The 17,712-nt window shown below is 63.3% G+C and carries 13 protein-coding genes; all 13 read left to right on the top strand.

Going from position 1 to position 17,712, the window contains the following annotated elements:
* The 13 genes from EK373_RS16695 to EK373_RS16755 all read left to right on the top strand — a co-directional run bounded on the left by EK373_RS16695 (position 1) and on the right by EK373_RS16755 (position 17,706).
* The gene (locus tag EK373_RS16695) at positions 1-2,100 is read left to right on the top strand and encodes a chemotaxis protein CheA (protein WP_129644874.1); all 2,100 of its coding nucleotides are present in this window, start codon (positions 1-3) and stop codon (positions 2,098-2,100) included.
* 193 nt (positions 2,101-2,293) lie between these two features.
* Positions 2,294-4,039, top strand: coding sequence for a methyl-accepting chemotaxis protein (locus EK373_RS34025; RefSeq protein WP_129644875.1), 1,746 nt, complete (start codon positions 2,294-2,296; stop codon positions 4,037-4,039).
* A gap of 168 nt (positions 4,040-4,207) precedes the next feature.
* Positions 4,208-4,714, top strand: coding sequence for a chemotaxis protein CheW (locus tag EK373_RS16705; RefSeq protein WP_129644876.1), 507 nt, complete (start codon positions 4,208-4,210; stop codon positions 4,712-4,714).
* A 67-nt stretch (positions 4,715-4,781) separates the two neighbouring features.
* On the top strand, positions 4,782-5,663 hold the full coding sequence (locus EK373_RS16710) for a CheR family methyltransferase (RefSeq protein ID WP_129644877.1): 882 nt from the start codon (positions 4,782-4,784) through the stop codon (positions 5,661-5,663).
* Entirely contained in the window at positions 5,656-6,288 is a 633-nt protein-coding gene (locus EK373_RS16715) for a chemoreceptor glutamine deamidase CheD (protein ID WP_129644878.1), read from the top strand. The genes EK373_RS16710 and EK373_RS16715 overlap by 8 nt, the downstream gene beginning before the upstream one ends.
* Positions 6,289-6,302: 14 nt before the next feature.
* Positions 6,303-7,415, top strand: coding sequence for a protein-glutamate methylesterase/protein-glutamine glutaminase (locus tag EK373_RS16720; RefSeq protein ID WP_129644879.1), 1,113 nt, complete (start codon positions 6,303-6,305; stop codon positions 7,413-7,415).
* Positions 7,416-7,512: 97 nt separating this feature from the next.
* On the top strand, positions 7,513-8,415 hold the full coding sequence (locus tag EK373_RS16725; protein WP_157994394.1) for an HDOD domain-containing protein: 903 nt from the start codon (positions 7,513-7,515) through the stop codon (positions 8,413-8,415).
* 237 nt (positions 8,416-8,652) lie between these two features.
* A complete protein-coding gene (locus tag EK373_RS16730) occupies positions 8,653-10,362 on the top strand; it encodes a methyl-accepting chemotaxis protein (RefSeq protein ID WP_129644881.1) in 1,710 nt (569 codons plus the stop codon).
* A 258-nt stretch (positions 10,363-10,620) separates the two neighbouring features.
* Positions 10,621-12,351, top strand: coding sequence for an ATP-binding protein (locus tag EK373_RS16735; protein ID WP_129644882.1), 1,731 nt, complete (start codon positions 10,621-10,623; stop codon positions 12,349-12,351).
* 174 nt (positions 12,352-12,525) lie between these two features.
* Positions 12,526-15,126: a leucine--tRNA ligase gene (gene leuS / locus EK373_RS16740; protein WP_129644883.1), complete on the top strand. Its 2,601-nt coding sequence runs from the start codon at positions 12,526-12,528 to the stop codon at positions 15,124-15,126.
* Between the two features lie 60 nt (positions 15,127-15,186).
* Positions 15,187-15,954 (top strand): class II aldolase/adducin family protein, encoded by a 768-nt coding sequence (locus tag EK373_RS16745; RefSeq protein ID WP_129644884.1) that lies wholly within the window; start codon positions 15,187-15,189, stop codon positions 15,952-15,954.
* An 88-nt stretch (positions 15,955-16,042) separates the two neighbouring features.
* Positions 16,043-17,128: a GGDEF domain-containing response regulator gene (locus EK373_RS16750; RefSeq protein WP_129644885.1), complete on the top strand. Its 1,086-nt coding sequence runs from the start codon at positions 16,043-16,045 to the stop codon at positions 17,126-17,128.
* A 71-nt stretch (positions 17,129-17,199) separates the two neighbouring features.
* Positions 17,200-17,706, top strand: a complete 507-nt coding sequence (locus tag EK373_RS16755; protein WP_157994395.1) for an LPS-assembly lipoprotein LptE — start codon at positions 17,200-17,202, stop codon at positions 17,704-17,706.
* Positions 17,707-17,712 lie beyond the last annotated feature (6 nt).

Genomic DNA, 17,712 nt, shown 5'->3' on the forward strand with positions numbered 1-17,712 from the left:
GTGGCTATCGATCTCGCCCAATTTCACGATGCCTTCTTCGAGGAGAGCTTCGAAGCGCTCGACTCGATGGAGGCGGCTCTGCTCCAGCTCAACCCGGGTGCTCCGGAGCCCGAGCTGATCGGCACGATCTTCCGCGTTGCTCACTCCATCAAGGGCGGCAGCGCGACCTTCGGTTTCTCCGAAGTAGCCTCGTTCACGCACACTTGCGAAACCTTGCTCGACGAGCTTCGCGCCAATCGCATGCAAGTGACTCGTCACGTCACCGATCTGCTGCTGAAGTCAGTGGACGTGATGCGCGACATGCTCCGCGCGCAGCAGCGTAAGGAAGCGATTGACGCGCAAAAAGTTGCCGATCTGCAGTTCGATCTCGAGCTGGCTATCGCGCAGAAGAATCAGCCTGCGCCTGCCGCGCCGGCACCCGCTCCAGTGGTTGTAGCCGCTGCGGCTCCCGCTGAAGCTGCGAAGCCGGGCTTTGCGCATCGCTGGCGGATCAGCTTCCGTCCGTATCCGCAGTTGTTCGTGCACGGTAACGACCCGTTGCGCATGATTCGTGAGTTGAGCGAGCTCGGTGAGCTCAGCGTCAAGCTCGATGGCAATGCACTGCCGTCACTCGAGCAGCTCGAGCCTGAAAGCTGCTATCTCGCCTGGGATTTGACGCTCGACACCGACGCTGCCCGCGAAGTCGTCAATGGCGTGTTCGACTGGGCCGAAGGCGATTGCGAACTCAAGATTGAAGAAGAGGCAGCGCCCGTTGCCGCGCAGCCCGCGGTGGCTGCGCCTGTCGCCGCCGCTGCGCCGACGCCGGAAGCGAAGCCTTCCAACGTCGTGAACATTGCGGATGCGAAGCCTACTGCTGCCGAGCCGGCGCATCAGCCGGCCGCGGCTGCTGCTGTTGAAGTGGCGCCAAAGGCTGGCGCGACCGACGGCGGCTCGATCCGCGTCAGCACCGAAAAAATCGACGAATTGATGAACACCGTCGGCGAGCTGGTGATCACGCAGTCCATGCTGACGCAGCTGGGCTCGAAGTTCACCGGCCACGTTGCCGAGCAGTTGCGCTCGGGACTGGCGACGCTGGAAAGAAACGTTCGCGAGCTGCAGGAAAGCGTCATGCGCGTGCGCATGTTGCCGATCAGCTTCGTGTTCAGCCGCTTCCCGCGCATGGTGCGCGACCTGAGCGGCCGCCTCGGCAAGCACGTCGAGCTGAAGATGACCGGCGACCAGACCGAGCTCGACAAGACGGTCATGGAAAAGATCGGCGATCCGCTGGTGCACCTGGTGCGGAACAGCGTCGACCACGGCATCGAGATGCCCGACGTGCGCGCGGCCGCCGGCAAGCCACAGACGGGCACCGTGTTCCTCAACGCGTATCACAAGGGCGGCAGCATCACCGTCGAAGTGGGCGACGACGGCGGCGGCTTGAACAAGGACCGCATCCTGAAGAAGGCGCGCGAGCGCAATCTGATCGGCCCCAATGAGACGCTGACCGACGACCAGATCTACGAGCTGATTTTCATGGCGGGCTTCTCGACCGCCGAGCAGACCACCGACATTTCCGGCCGCGGCGTCGGCATGGACGTGGTGCGCAGGAACATCAAGGAGCTCGGCGGCACCATCGAAGTGAAGTCGACGCTCGGCAAGGGCTCGCGCTTCATCATCACGCTGCCGCTGACGCTGGCTATCGTCGATGGCCAGTCGGTCGCGGTCGGCACCGAAACATACATCGTGCCGCTGATCACCATCATCGAGTCGCTGCAGTTGAAGCAGGGCATGGTGAACCGCGTCGCCGGCCAGGGCGAGGTGTTCTGGTTCCGCGATGGCTACGTGCCGGTGGTGCGCCTGCACGAAGTGTTCGGCCTCGAGCCGCGCACCACTCAGCTGCACGAAGGCTTGATCATGGTCGTGGAAGGCGAGGGCCGCAAAGTCGGCTTGTTCGTCGACGATCTGCTCGGCCAGCAGCAAGTGGTCATCAAGTCGCTGGAAACGAATTTCCGTCGAGTCGACGGTGTGTCCGGCGCGACCATCCTGGGCGATGGCGCGGTGGCATTGATTCTCGACGTGCCGGGCTTGATCCGGGTCGCGACGCAGAGACTGGCTGCTTAAGAAAGATTGCAGCCGGCGCTCGCACAGCCGCCGGGCCAGGCGGCTCGCGACTGGATCGACTCTGCATGGGTGCGCCCTTCCGGCACGAAGGGCGTCCGCGCCCGAACGGATTGCACGGGCGCGCGCATTGGAATGGTTTTGGGGTTCACAAAAGCAAGTTGGGGCTCAAAAAGCGAGCTAAGGAATCGATGTTATGAATACGTGGAATATTTCCGTTAAGGCCAAGCTGTTCGCGACCTTGGCGATGACCGGCATCGTGATGATCCTGGTCGGCGCCATCGGCCTCGGCGGCACCAAATCTTCCAATACCGATCTCGATGGGATCTTCTCCAACCGGTTCATGCCCACGGGCTGGGTCGGCACCATCGAAACGCACGAGCGCGCGGTGCTCGAGAAGGCCGAAGAAGTGGTCATCCGCCAGGATGCCGCGGCGGTCAAAGCGGCGCTCGATCTGCTCCAGGAACGCCAGGTCGAAGTGAAGGAGCTGCTCAAGAAGCTCGAAGCCACCGATCTCACCGATAAGGAGCGCGAGATCGTCGAGCAATTCCGCGGCCACGGCGCCGATGTGCTCGGCCTGGTGCAGGAAGCGATGCTCGCCGCACAGTCCGGCAACTTCAGCGCCGCAGAAAGCGCGCTGATCGAGAAGGCTCGCCCCGCCTACGAAAAGCTCAACAACGCCGGCGATACCCTGCTGCGCACGCAGATCGAAGTGGCGCAGCAGATGCGCACCGAAGCGGATGCGTCGTTCAAGAAGAACAGCACGTTCATCATCGCCGCCATCGTGGTCGGCATCGGCCTGTCCGGTCTGCTCGGCTGGCTGATCATTCGTTCCATCGTCAGCACGTTGAACACGGCGGTGAGCATCGCCGACCGCATCGCCAGCGGCGAGCTGGGCAACGACGTGCGCGTCGACAGCAACGACGAGCTGGGTCGCTTGCTCGAAGCGTTGAAGCGCATGGACGGCAAGTTGGTTGAAATCGTCGGTGGCGTGCGCGGCAGCGCGGACGCGGTCGGCGCGGCGGCGCGTCAGTTGTCGCACGGTAATGACGATCTGTCGCAGCGTACGCAGGAACAGGCGGCCGCTCTGGAAGAAACCGCTTCCAGCATGGAACAGATGACTGCGACGGTGAAACAGAACGCGGACAATGCGCGCCAGGCGAATCAGCTGGCCGTCGGTGCTCGCGAGCAGGCCGAAAAGGGCGGCGCAGTCGTGCAGCGTGCGATCGCGGCGGTCGGCGAGATCAACAACTCGAGCCGCAAGATCGCCGACATCATCGGCGTGATCGACGAGATCGCGTTCCAGACCAACCTGCTCGCGTTGAACGCGGCCGTGGAAGCGGCTCGTGCCGGCGAACAGGGCCGCGGCTTCGCGGTGGTCGCGACCGAAGTGCGCAACCTCGCACAGCGCAGCGCCAGCGCGGCGAAGGAAATCAAAGGTCTCATCAACGACTCCGTCGACAAGGTCAAGGTCGGCTCGGAGCTGGTCGACGAGTCGGGCAAGACCCTCTCGGAGATCATGGAAAGCGTCAAGAAGGTCACCGACATCGTCGCCGAGATCGCGGCCGCGTCCGAAGAGCAGTCGGCCGGCATCGAGCAGGTCAACAACGCCGTCAGCCAGATGGACAACGTCACGCAGCAGAACGCTGCGCTGGTGGAAGAGGCGTCGGCGGCCAGCAAGTCCATGGAACAGCAGTCCGGCACGCTGGTCACGCAGATCGGTTACTTCCGTCGCTCGGATGGCACCGGCATCACGGGCTCGGGCTCGCATGCGCCTGCTGAAGTTGTGCGCGCTGCGGCTCCGGTCGCTCGTCCGCGTCCGGCGGCGGTCCGCAAGGCCGGCCTGGGCGCTGCCAACAAGCCGAAGGCCGTCGCTTCGTCGGGCTCGCCCGCGCCCCTGGCTCGCGCCAGCGGCGATGACAGCCAGTGGAGCGATTTCTAACGCACTGCCGCTCCGGGTTTCGCTAAACGAGCCCGGAGCCGGCGCACGAGTGATGCAGCGAATGTCTTACTCATCCTGTGCAGACGAACGCCGATACATCTTTTGAGTGCTGTCACTGACACCGGCCGGTCGCCGGGTCGAAAAGACAGACAGTAGGAGACTCGTTTCATGACCAATCAAGTTGCCGCGCAGATCGATGCCGCCGCTGCCGGTTCCAACCAGATGCTGACCTTCACTCTGGGCGACGAAACTTACGGCGTGGACATCCTGCGAGTGCAGGAAATTCGCGGCTGGCAACCGGTCACGCGCATCCCGCAGGCCCCGAGCCACGTGCTCGGCGTGCTGAACCTGCGCGGCTCGATCGTTCCGATCGTCGACCTGCGCATGCGCTTCAACCTGCAGCACGCCGAATACACCCCGCTCACCGTCATCATCGTGCTGTCGGTGCAGTCGCCGATCGGCCGTCGCGATTTCGGTGTGGTGGTCGATGGCGTCTCCGACGTGATCGACGTGGCTGCGAGCGATGTGAAGCCGGCGCCTGAGTTCGGCGCGCACGTCAGCACTGAATTCATCGAAGGTCTGGCTGCCGTGTCGGGGCGCATGGTCATGCTGCTCGACATCGATCAACTGATCGGGGCGGACGTCACGGGAGTGGCGCTGAATCCTGCAGCCTAACGATGAGATGTGAGTAACGGCTCGCGAGGGCCACCTTGCGAGCCGTTGATCACACGCGAACGTCCATATGCCGATCCAAGCTTCCGCTTCCGCTCCCGCCGACGCCGCGCACTATGGACCTCAGCTCGGTGACGCCGAGTTCGACTTCATCCGCCACGTGGTCGGCGAGAATGCCGGCATCGTGCTGGGCCCCAACAAGCGCCAGCTGGTGCAGGGTCGTCTGGCGCGCCGCCTGCGCGAGCTCGGACTGCCGAGCTACGAGGCCTACTGCGAGTATCTGCGCGACGCCGGCCCCGAAGAGCTGGTCGGTCTGATCAACGCGATCACCACCAACGTCACTTCGTTCTTCCGGGAGAATCATCACTTCGAGGCGCTGGCCTCGTACATGCTGCCCGAGGCGATGAAGCGCAATGCCGCTTCGCGCCGGATTCGTATCTGGTCCGCGGGCTGCTCGACCGGCGAAGAGCCGCACTGTATCGGCATGGTCGCCGGCGAAGTGCTGCCGTCCACGCCACGCTACGATTTCAAGATTCTCGCGACCGATATCGACAGCGACGTGGTTGCTGCGGCGACTTCGGGCATCTACCCGGTGGACCGCATGTCGAGCGTATCGCCGGAGCGCCTGAAGCGCTTCTTCCAGAAGGGCAGCGGCGCGAACGAAGGGGCCGCCGTCGCCAAGCAAGAGCTCAAGTCGATGATCACGTTCCGTACGCTCAACCTGCTGCACGCGTGGCCGATGAAAGGCCCGTTCGACGTGATCTTTTGTCGCAATGTGATGATTTATTTCGATCAACCGACGCGCGAAAAGCTGGTCAACCGCTTCAGCGAAATGCTTATCCCCGGCGGTTACCTGTGCATCGGCCATTCGGAATCCATTCATGCAGGCAGCGCGCCCTTCAAACTGGTCGGCAAGACCATCTACCGCCGCAACGGGGGCGCCAATGGCTGAGAAACCAGCATTGGCCAAGGTGCTGCCGGGCTTCGAGACCATCCGCCGCTACACCAATCCGCAGGGCCAGGTGATCGCCAAGCTGTTGCCGGGCGACTTCTACGTGACCACTCACGATGAAGTGCTCGACACGGTGCTCGGCTCGTGCGTGTCCGCGTGCATCCGCAATCCCAAGCTCGGCATCGGCGGCATGAATCATTTCATGTTGCCGCGTCCCAGCGGCAACGGCCATGACACGTGGGAGACCGGCGCCGCCGGCCGCGCCACGCGTTATGGCAGCGCCTCGATGGAACAGCTGATCAACCGCATCCTGAAGGCCGGCGGCACGCGCGCCGATCTGGAAGTGAAGATCTTCGGCGGCGGTCGCGTGTTGAAGACGCTGACCGATGTCGGCGATCACAATGTGACTTTCGTGCGCGAGTTCCTCAAGCAGGAAGGCTTGCGCGTGACCTCCGAGGACGTGGGCGATACCTGCCCGCGCCACGTGCAGTACTTCCCGCTCACCGGCCGCGTTCGTGTGCGTCACCTGACCTCGAGCTATACCAGGGACGTGGCGTCGCAAGAACAGCAATTCCTCAAAGGCCTGGAGAAGACGCCAGTGGCCGGCGAGATCGATCTGTTCTGAGGGCAGACCTGATCATGGCCATCAAACTGCTGATCGTCGACGACTCTGCGCTGGTGCGCAAACTGCTGAGCGAAATGCTCAGCAAGGATCGCGAGATCGAGATCGTCGGCACCGCTACCGATCCGTACGCGGCGCGCGAGAAGATCAAACAGCTCAATCCGGACGTCATCACGCTCGACGTGGAAATGCCGAGGATGGACGGTGTCACGTTCCTCGAGAACCTGATGCGGCTGCGGCCGATGCCGGTCGTGATGGTGTCGTCGCTGACTGCAAAGGGCGCCGATGTCACTTTGCGCGCGCTGGAGCTCGGTGCGATCGATTTCGTCACCAAGCCGAAGGTCGACCTGGCCGGCAGCCTGGAGAAATACGCCGACGAGCTGATCGCGAAAGTGAAGGTCGCTTCCAAGGCGCGCGTGAATGCGCGGGTGTCAGCGTCGAAACCGACGGTGCACGTGGCGTTGCACGCCGAACAGCGACGCAGCGCCGATGCTGTGCTGCCTGCTGGCAGCGGCAAACGATTCCTGCGCACGACCGATCGAATCATTGCAATCGGTGCGTCGACGGGCGGCACCGAGGCCATTCGCGAAGTGCTCGAAGCGCTGCCGCCGGATGCGCCAGCCGTGGTTATCTCTCAGCACATTCCGGCAGCTTTCAGCAAACCGTTCGCCGAGCGCATGAACCGTTGCTCGCCCATGTCGGTGTGCGAGGCCGCCGACGGTCAATACATTCTTCCCGGCCACGTCTACATCGCGCCTGGCGATCAACATTTGTTGATCGAGCGCGACGGTGCACGCTATCGCTGCAAGCTCAGCAGCGGCCCGCACGTGAATCGTCATCGGCCCAGCGTGGACGTAATGTTCCGCTCGGTCGCGCAGAACGTTGGCCCGAACGCCGTGGGCGTGATTCTCACCGGCATGGGCGACGACGGCGCCCGCGGCCTCAAAGAAATGCTCGAAGCGGGTGCGCCGACCATTGCGCAGGACGAGGCGACCAGCGTGGTCTGGGGCATGCCGGGCGCTGCCGTGAAACTGGGCAGCGCCCAGCACGTGTTGCCTCTACATCGGGTCGCCAGCGAGGTGCTGCACCTGACGGCGGATCAGCCCAACAGCAAGGCGGCGCACGGCTGATAATTCCTGTTCCCGGCGGGAAATATGTACAGCGGTGTTCAGAAATGCCAACCGCGCCGCAGATCGTGAGATGTACGTCGCAGTAGAGTTCGCGATCATGAGCACTCCTCAGAATGCCTATCAGGCCGCGCAACAGGCGCAAATGACTGCGGTTACCGATCACACCGCAGCAGCATTCGCGTTCGTGGGCGAGCTGGCTCAGGAAGTCTCCACCGGCAAGGTGGAGCTGCCGTCGTTTCCGGACGTGGCCGTGCGGGTGCGCAAGGTGCTGGCCGACGAGGCCGTTGCCAACGATCAGATCGCCCGGGTGGTCGGCTCCGAAGCCGGGCTCGCGGCGCGCGTTTTCACACTCGCCAATTCGGCCGCGTTGAATCGCAGCGGTCGCGCGGTCTCCGATCTGAAGACGGCGGTGAATCGCATCGGTCACAATAACGTGCGCACCGCGGCGGTGTCATTCGCCATTGCTCAGTTGCGCAAGGCCAGCGAGCTGAGACATATCTCCAAGGAGCTGGAGACGCTGTGGCAGGAAGCGACCACTGTGGCTGCGCTCGCTTATGCAGTCGCGTCGCGCACCAGCGTGAATGCCGATGAGTCCATGCTCGCTGGGCTGCTGCACAACGTGGGCAAGATCTATATTCTCGCTCGCGCCTACAAGCATCCATTCTTCAAGGAAGAGTCGACGCTGCAACAGTTGCTGCGCGACTGGCACGCCAACGTCGGCAAGGCCATCGTCGAGAATTGGGGTTTTCCGGATCACATCGCCGAAGCGATCGGCGAGCACGAGAACATCGAGCGCATCAACGACGAGCGCGACGTGACCGACGTGCTGACGGTCGCCGTGATGATGGCCGGCTTCTTCGGCCACGAGGCCGATCTCGAGCTCAACATGCAGGGCGTGAAATCGTTCTGGCGGCTGGGCCTGGACAATCAGAAGTGCGTGCACGTGATGCGCGATTGCGCCGAAGAGATCAGCGCGCTGCGCACGGCGCTCGGCGACTGACCCAAACCAATTTTGCGCGCACGACGCGCGTGTCCGTTCGAACGAACTGGGCCGGTCCTGCGCGTCCCTGCATTCAAGCATCACTGCCCAGCACGGCATCTCTCGGGTGTGCTGAACAGCCCGTCGGACCGACTCGCAGCCCCGCGCTCGGTGCGCCCTGATTCGTAAATTCCGAGATTCATTGTCGGCCGCTGAGCGTCGATAGAGCCAATGACTGGCACTCATTGGTAGATTGGTATGAACTTCGGCTCCCTCACTATTCGCGCGCGTATTATCAGCACACTGGTGGTGCTGGCTTTGTCGATGCTCATCGTCGGCTCGCTCGGCTTGTATGGCATGAACGCCATCGTCGACGACCTGGAGCAAATGTTCAGCCGGCGCGTCGTCGGCGCCGCGCAGCTCGGCGAGCTCAAGGCCAAGGAGCTGGACCGGCAGGCGATGATTTCGCTCGAGGTACTGGCCGACGATCCGGTCGCGGTCAGCAGGATCCAGGCGGAGGTCAAGGAGCTCGACGCGACCGCGAACCGCTTGCTCAAGGAGTTTGGCGACACGCAGATCACGCCCGAAGGCCAGGCTAAATTCGCCAAGGTGAAAGCGGCGCACGACGGCCTGGAGCGCTCCATCGGGCAGATCAATGCAGCAATCGCAGCCAACGACGACGAGCTCGCCGCCAAGTTGATCGTCGACCAGTTGGATCCGGCGTTTGGCGTGCTGAATGCCGCGCTGGATGACGCGTCTCAACATCAGTTCAAACGCGCCGAAGCCTCGTTGGCCGCGGCACAGGACGAGTTCCATACCAGCCGCGCCATTGCGATCGGCTCGATGGTCATCGCGCTGGCGCTGGCCGGTGTGTTCGCGCTGTTCCTGATGCGCGCCATCATGTCCGGTCTGAGCACGGCGATGAATGTCGCCGGGCAGATCGCCGACGGTCATCTCGGTCATCGTATCGATACCACGCGGCGCGACGAATTCGGCGTGATGCTGGGTACGCTCAAGCGCATGGATGAAAAGCTCCACGAAATCGTCGGCAGCGTGCGCAGTGCGTCCGACGCAGTTGGCGGCGCGGCGTCACAGCTCTCGCGCGGCAACGACGATCTTTCGCAGCGTACGCAGGAACAAGCATCGGCGCTGGAAGAAACTGCGTCGAGCATGGAAGAAATGACGGCGACGGTGAAACAGAACGCCGACAACGCGCGGCAGGCGAATCAGCTCGCCAGCGGCGCCCGCGGCCAGGCCGAGCGCGGCGGCGAAGTGGTATCGCGTGCCGTGAGCGCGATGGAGGAGATCAACAACTCCAGCCGCAAGATCGCCGACATCATCAGTGTGATCGACGAGATCGCGTTCCAGACCAACCTGCTGGCGCTGAACGCGGCTGTCGAAGCGGCGCGCGCCGGCGAGCAGGGCCGCGGCTTTGCGGTGGTCGCGAGCGAAGTTCGCAGCCTTGCTCAGCGCAGTGCCACCGCGGCCAAGGAGATCAAGGATCTCATCGGCGACTCGGTGGAGAAGGTGCGCAGCGGCAGCGCGCTGGTCGACGAGTCCGGCAAGGTGCTCGGCGAAATCATGGAGAGCGTCAAGAAGGTCAGCGACATCGTCGCCGAGATCGCCGCCGCCAGCGAGGAGCAGGCGCAGGGCATCGATCAGGTCAACAATGCTGTCACACAGATGGACGACACCACCCAGCAGAACGCGGCGCTGGTGGAAGAGGCGGCTTCGGCGGCCAAGTCCATGGAGCAGCAGGCTCAGCAGCTGGTGGAGGAGATTTCGTTCTTCCGCACGACGCACAGCTCCGCGGCGGTTCAGTCGGGTACTGTCATAACGACAAAGAAGAGCGCCTCGGTGCGCCCCATTGCAAAACGTTCAGCGGCCAGGCCCACGGCTCGCCCCGCCCCAGCATCGGCCCCCATGGCCAAGGCCAGCGGCGACGACAGTGCCTGGCAAGAGTTCTGACCAGGGCCGGGTCTTCCGGTTGCGTTGTAGTCGACCGGCCGGCCGGAAGTAGAACGCTCTGGGACACCCGACTGCAAAGTGAACACGCTCACGTTTCGAAACCATTGAGGGATTGCCCTATCCGCGTAGAAGAGGTTTACATTAGGAACGCGGTTGTGCAGTGAAACGTACTGATTGCGTTCGTTGGCAAGGAAAGCCAGCTTGTGGCGATTTTCATTTCAACGATGGCCGCACAAGTCTGGCCACGGGGAACGGGACGTGGCGAAGGGCGGAAAAATACTGGTCGCGGAAGACGACGCCGAGGCGCGTGAGCTGCTCATGTTGTCGCTGTCGGATGGCGACTATGACCTGTTGCAAGCGGCCGACGGTATCGAGGCGCTGCATTTATTGCGCACCGAGCATCCCGACCTGCTGATCACAGACATCGTCATGCCGCGCATGGACGGTTACGAACTGGTGCGCAAGCTGCGCCAGGACGAAAGCATGTCCGGCACGCCGGTCATTTTCTGTTCGGCGTCGTACCACGAGCGCGAGGTGCGCGAGATGGCTCGCTCGCTGGGCGTCCGGAGCACGCTGTCCAAACCCTACGATCTGGAAATCGTTCGCGAGACCGTGAACGCCGCGCTGGCGACCAAGCCGCCGGCTACCCCGAGCGTCCCGCCAGCCCTGGCCGAGAATGGCGGCGCGCAGGAGCGATTGAGCGCGCTGGTGACATTCAGCCGCCGCGTATTCGGCCAGACCGATCCGGCCGTGATTCTCGAATCGACGTGCGATGCCGCCCGCGACATTCTGCTGGCGCAGGTAGCGCAACTCGTGATCGTGAGCGATGACGGCTCTCGGCAGGTCACCACCTCCAGTGGCCTGTCCGGCGAGGAGATGGAGCGTCTGCTGTCCTCGCGCATGTATCGCGATCTGGTGCAGTCCCTGGAGAGCGGCGGCTCGGCGCTCTATCCCATGTCGCCGGATGAGTCGATTGCCGACGACGGCGCACCTCAGCGCGGCGATTTTGTTTCCATGCTGGGCGTGCCGATCGCGTCGGTCACCAAGCCCTATGGTTATCTGTGTGTGCTGAATCGCATCGGCCTGCCGGGCTTCACCGAGGAAGATCTCGCGGTGGCGCGCGCCATCGCGGCCCAGGTTGCCGTTGCTTACGAGAACGCGCTCCAGCACCAGGCGCTGCAGGATGAGATCGACCGGCGCGCCGAAATGGAAAGCGAGATCCGGCGGCTGAATCAGGATCTGGAAAAGCGCGTGGCGGAGCGCACCGCCGAGCTGGAAATCGCCAATCGCGAGCTCGAGGCGTTTTCCTATTCGGTCGCGCACGACCTGCGAGCACCGTTGCGGCTGATTCATGCGCACGTGCAGATGCTTCGTGAGCACAAGGGTCCGCCGGGCGCGCGCGAGCCGACCATTCACATGGAACAGATTCAGCGCGGCGCGAAGGAGATGAGTGCGCTGATCGATGGCTTGCTGGCCCTGTCGCGAGTCAGCCATGTCGAGATGCGGCGTGAGCCGTGCTCGCTCGACAACCTGGTGAAACATGCGGTCGACCGAGCCAGCCAGGACGCGCAGGGTCGCGAGATCGAGTGGCGCCTGAATCCGTTACCGGCAGCGAGCTGCGACCCGGAGTTGATGCAGCAGGTGTTCGCGAACCTGATCGGCAACGCGGTGAAATATTCGCGGCCGCGGGCCAAGCCGGTGATCGAGATCGGCTCGGGCGTCGTCAGCGAGGGCGATACCGGCACCACCGCCACGCCGGGCGAGCGATATATCTACGTGCGGGACAACGGCGTCGGCTTCGACATGCGCTATGCGCGCAAGCTGTTCGGCGTGTTCCAGCGGCTGCACCGACAGGACGAATTCGAGGGCACCGGCATCGGCCTGGCGACCGTCAACCGCATCGTCGAGCGGCACGGTGGCACGATCTGGGCCGAAGCCAGCCCCGGCCGGGGCGCGGAGTTCCGGTTTACCCTGCGCGGGATGGAGTGAAGAGAAGCGGTTAGCGGTTGGCGGTTAGTTCGGAGGGCGGGGTAGCTCTGGTCCGGCCTCTGATATCCTTGCCGCCCCGAATTCAGCGGCAGTTGGTTGGAAGCGACATCGGTTTTGCCGGGTTGCCTCCGAACCAACCGCCAACCGCCAACCGCTAACCGCCAACCGCTACTCATGCAGTCCCAATACGATCCCTCCGCCGTGGAGGCCGAGGCGCAGGCTTTTTGGACCGATCGCCGGGCCTTCGCCGTCAAGGAAGATCCCAGCCGGCCCAGCTATTACTGCCTGTGCATGTTCCCGTACCCCAGCGGCCGGCTGCACATGGGGCACGTGCGCAACTACACCATCGGCGACGTGATCACCCGGTTCCTGCGCATGCAGGGCTATAGCGTGCTGCAACCCATGGGTTGGGACGCCTTCGGTCTGCCGGCCGAGAACGCGGCCATGAAGAACCGCGTGCCGCCGGCCAAGTGGACTTACGAGAACATCGCCTACATGAAGCGCCAGCTGCAGTCGCTGGGCTTCGCGCTCGACTGGGATCGCGAGCTGGCCACGTGCCAGCCCGAGTACTACCGCTGGAACCAGTGGCTGTTCCTGAAGATGCTCGAAAAAGGCATCGCCTATCGCAAGACCGGCGTCGTGAACTGGGATCCCATCGATCAGACCGTGCTCGCGAACGAGCAGGTGATCGACGGCCGCGGCTGGCGCACCGGCGCGCTGGTCGAGAAGCGCGAGATTCCGATGTATTACCTGCGCATCACCGATTACGCGCAGGATCTGCTCGATGCACTGAACGATATGCCCGGCTGGCCCGAGCGCGTGCGCGCCATGCAAGCCAACTGGATCGGCCGCAGCGAAGGCGTGCGGCTGAGCTTCCCGTATGAATTGCAGGGCGAGCAACGTTTGCTGAGCGTGTTCACCACGCGCGCCGACACCATCATGGGTGTGACATTTGTTGCCGTCGCCGCCGAGCATCCGCTGGCAACGTACGCCGCGCAGTCGAATCCCCAGCTCGCCGCATTCATCGAAGAGTGCAAACTCGGCACCGAGCAGGAAGCCGAGATCGCGCAGATGGAAAAGAAGGGCATGCCGACGGGCTTGTTCGTCCAGCATCCGCTCACCGGCGAACAGGTGCCGGTGTGGGTTGGCAACTATGTGCTCATGACTTACGGCGAAGGCGCGGTGATGGGCGTGCCCGCGCACGACGAGCGGGACTTCGCATTCTCGTTGAAATACGGCCTGCCCATCAAACAAGTGATCGAGGTAGCGGGAGCGGAGCCGGCGTTCACCGATAAGGAATGGCACGGCTGGTACGGCGAGTACGGCACGCTGATTCATTCCGGCAAGTACGACGGCCTCGATTATCGAAAGGCCATCGACGCCATCGCCGCCGACCTCGAGGCCAAGGGCTGGGGCGAAAAGCACGTGCAGTGGCGTCTGCGCGATTGGGGCATTTCGCGTCAGCGTTACTGGGGCTGCCCGATTCCGCTGATTCATTGCCCGAAGTGCGATGTCGTGCCGGTGCCCGAAGCAGACTTGCCGGTGGTGTTGCCCGAAGGCCTGGTGCCCGATGGCAGCGGCAATCCGCTCAACAAGACGCCGTCGTTCCTCGACTGCAAATGTCCGAAGTGCGGCGGCCCCGCGCGCCGCGAGACGGACACGATGGATACGTTCGTCGACTCGTCGTGGTACTTCCTGCGCTTCGCCTCGGCCAAGAACGACAAGGCGATGGTCGATGAGCGCGCCAACTACTGGTCGCCGGTGAATCAATACATCGGCGGCATCGAGCACGCGATCCTGCACTTGCTGTATGCGCGTTTCTGGACGCGGGTCATGCACGACATGGGGCTGGTGAAAGTGCAGGAGCCGTTCCAGAACCTGCTCACGCAGGGCATGGTGCTCAACGACATCTATTCCCGCCGCAGCGGCGAAGGCGCGATCGAATATTTCAATCCGATCGATGTGACCGTGCAGGTCGACGCGAAGGGTGCGCGCGTCGGCGCGACCTTGAACTCGGACGGCAAGCCGGTCGAGTGGGAAGGCATGCGCACCATGTCGAAGTCGAAGAACAACGGCGTCGATCCGACCAAGCTGGTCGAACAGTACGGTGCGGACAGCGTGCGCTTGTTCATGATGTTCAAGGCGCCGCCGGAAGATACGTTGGAATGGTCCGACGACGGCGTCGAAGGCGCGTCGCGTTTCATGCGCCGCTTGTGGCGCATGGTGCACGAGCATGTCACGGCCGGCCTGGTGAGCCCGAAGGTAGCGGGCGAATTAACCGACGAGCAACGCAACGTGCGGCGCGCTGCGCACAGCACATTGCAGAAGGTGACAGACGACATCGGTCGCCGTCGCGTGTTCAACACTGCGATCGCCGCGGTGATGGAATTCATGAATACGCTGTCGAAGTTCGAGGACCAGTCGCCGCAGGGCCGCGCCGTGCGACAGGAAGCGCTCGAGTTCGTCGTGCAAATGCTGTCGCCCATCGTGCCGCATGCCGGGCACGTGCTGTGGCAGGCGCTCGGCCACACCGATGCGCTGATCGATCATCCGTGGCCGCAGCCGGATGCGGCCGCGCTGGTGCGCGACTCGATCGACGTGGTGATCCAGGTCAACGGCAAATTGCGCAGCCAGATCACGCTCGAAGCGAGCGCCACCGAAGAGCAGATCCGCACGGCAGCCCTGGCCGACTCCACTGTGCAGAAGTGGATCGAAGGCAAGCCGGTCCGGAAAGTGATCGTGGTGAAGGGCAAGCTCGTAAACGTCGTGGTATAGACTTGCCCGGCCTGCTGCAGCGGCGTTAGCCTCCGGTGAGGACTCACCGGGGGATTTCATATGTCAGCTGCAGAACGTGCCGTCGCGGACGTGCGTGCTCAGGTGTCGGCCGAGGAATGGGCGACGCGAGTGGATCTGGCGGCCTGTTATCGTCTCATCGCGCATTTCGGTTGGGACGATCTGGTCTTCACTCACATCTCGGCGCGCGTGCCGGGCACTCATGACTTTCTCATCAATCCCTATGGCTTGATGTTCGAAGAGGTCACCGCATCCAACCTGGTGCGTGTCGACCTCGCCGGCAATAAAACATTGCCGAGCCCGTACGAAATCAATCCCGCCGGCTACACGATTCACAGCGCCATTCACGAGGTGCGCGAGGACGCCGGCTGTGTGCTGCATCTTCATACGATGGCGGGCATCGCAGTCTCGGCGCAGCGCGGCGGTTTGTTGCCGATCTCACAACAGTCGACGTTTATTCTGCTCAGCCTGTCGTATCACGATTACGAAGGTATTGCGCTCAACCAGGAAGAGAAGGGCCGGTTGCAGGCGGATCTGGGCCACACACGGCACATGATCCTGCGCAACCACGGCTTGCTCACCGTCGGCCGCACCATCTCCGATGCCTTCATGACGATGTACAGCCTGCAGCGCGCTTGTGAGATCCAGATCATGGCCCAGGCCGGCGGGCCGTTGCTCGCTATCCCAGAATCGGTTCTCGCCACGGTGCCCGAGTACGTGAAGCAGGTGACGCGCGGCGCCGGCACCGGACTGGTCTGGCCGGCGCTGTTGAGAAAAATGGACCGCATCGACCCCGGTTATCGGGAGTAAACGTACAAACCGCGGTTGCCACCCGCACTCGTGAATGATAAAGCAACGCGGGTAGTGCAAATTTTGTACGGTTTCGAGAGACATACGGATGAAAGCGGGTGTCATGGCGACGCGGCTGTCGGTGCTGCAGCGGGCGTTGCCGTCACGGATCCTGGTAGTCGATGACGACGAACAGGATCGCGAGCTGATCACGCGGCGGCTGAGGGCCGCGGGCTTCGAGGTCGAGCACGCAGCCAATGGCCAGGAGGCGCTGGATGCGCTCGACCGCCAGTGGTATCCGCTGGTGGTCACCGACTGGCACATGCCGGTGATGGATGGCCTGGCGCTGACCCAGACGCTGCGCGAGCGCGGGGCCGAAGATACTTACATCATCATGCTGACCATGCGCGATGCGAGCACTGACTTCGAGCAGGGCTACGTCGCCGGCGTCGACGACTACCTCACCAAGCGAGTTTCCGATCCCGAGTTGTTCGCCCGCATCTACGCCGCGTTCAACACGCTGGCGTTGCGTCGCTCGCTGCGAGAGGCGCAGGAAGCGGTGATGGAGCAGTCGGTGAGCATCGATGTCGAGTCCGGCGCGTTCTCGCCCAGCGAATTGCAGACCCGGCTGCTGTCCGAAATCCGTCGTGGGCAGCGCTACGGTCGCCAGCTGGCGGTGCTGACGTTGGGCGTGCGCGTAGAAGGCGCGCCTGCGGACGATTGCGCGCCGGATGCGACCACTTTGAAGGGCGTGGTCCAGGCGATAGACGCCTCGGTCCGCGCGCACGTCGATTGGATCGGCCGCATGGAAGCGCCGGTGGGCGCTGTATTCGCGGTAGTGTTTCCCGAGGCCAACATTACCGAAGTGCCGCTGATCAAAGAGCGCATGATGGCGACGTTGAGCCGCTATGCCAGCAGCGTTTCCATACCGCTGGTCTTCAGCTATGGCGTCGCTGGGCTGGAGCGGGACGGCAACGACAGCGCTCCGGTCGAGGCGGCTGAAATGCTCAAGGTGGCCGAGCATTGCCGGGGTTGTCCGGGTCATTCAGGGAACGAACAACTGGCCGCCGTTCAGCGCAGCGTGGCCACGCACGCCGGCATCGTCTGCCGTCACGGCTATGTAGTAGACAGCGAGTGCGTGCTGAAAAGTCCGGCCGCGATGCGCGCCACCCAGCCGTTTACCGCCGTCCGCTGACTCCAAACATTGACCGCGAGGGCGGCGCCCGCGAACATGGCGGCCCTGTTTCGCTCTCGCGAGTGTCATCTGTGACGCCTTCCGCCTCCTTCCGTCGTTCCCGCTGGTTGCTGCTTTCCATCTGCCTGGCTTCTCTGCTGGCGGGCTGCGGCTGGCGCCTGCAGGGCACGACCAAACTGTCGCCGGTCATGGCGACGACTTATGTCGACACCCAGGATCGCTACACCGATTTCAACCGGGCGTTGCGTGAGAGTCTGGAGGCGTCCGGCGCGCGTCTGACCAACAACGAAAATGAAGCCACTGCGGTCCTGAAGATCATCAAGGATGAGAGCGGACAGCGCGTGCTGACCGTGTCCGGTCGCAACACGCCCGAGGAATACGAGGTGTTCTACACCATCGAATACTCGGTGAATGGCCGCACCGAGGAGCTGATCGCGCCGGAGAAGCTCGAGCTCACCCGCGACTACAGCTACGACGAAACGGCCGTGCTCGCGAAACAGAAGGAACAATCGATTCTGCGTGAAGCGCTGGCTCGCGACCTCGCGGGTCAGGTCGTAAGGCGTCTCGCGGCGCTCTAGGGTCCT

Origin of the sequence: Peristeroidobacter agariperforans (genome assembly GCF_004138335.1) — a bacterium.
Taxonomy (GTDB): domain Bacteria; phylum Pseudomonadota; class Gammaproteobacteria; order Steroidobacterales; family Steroidobacteraceae; genus Steroidobacter; species Steroidobacter agariperforans.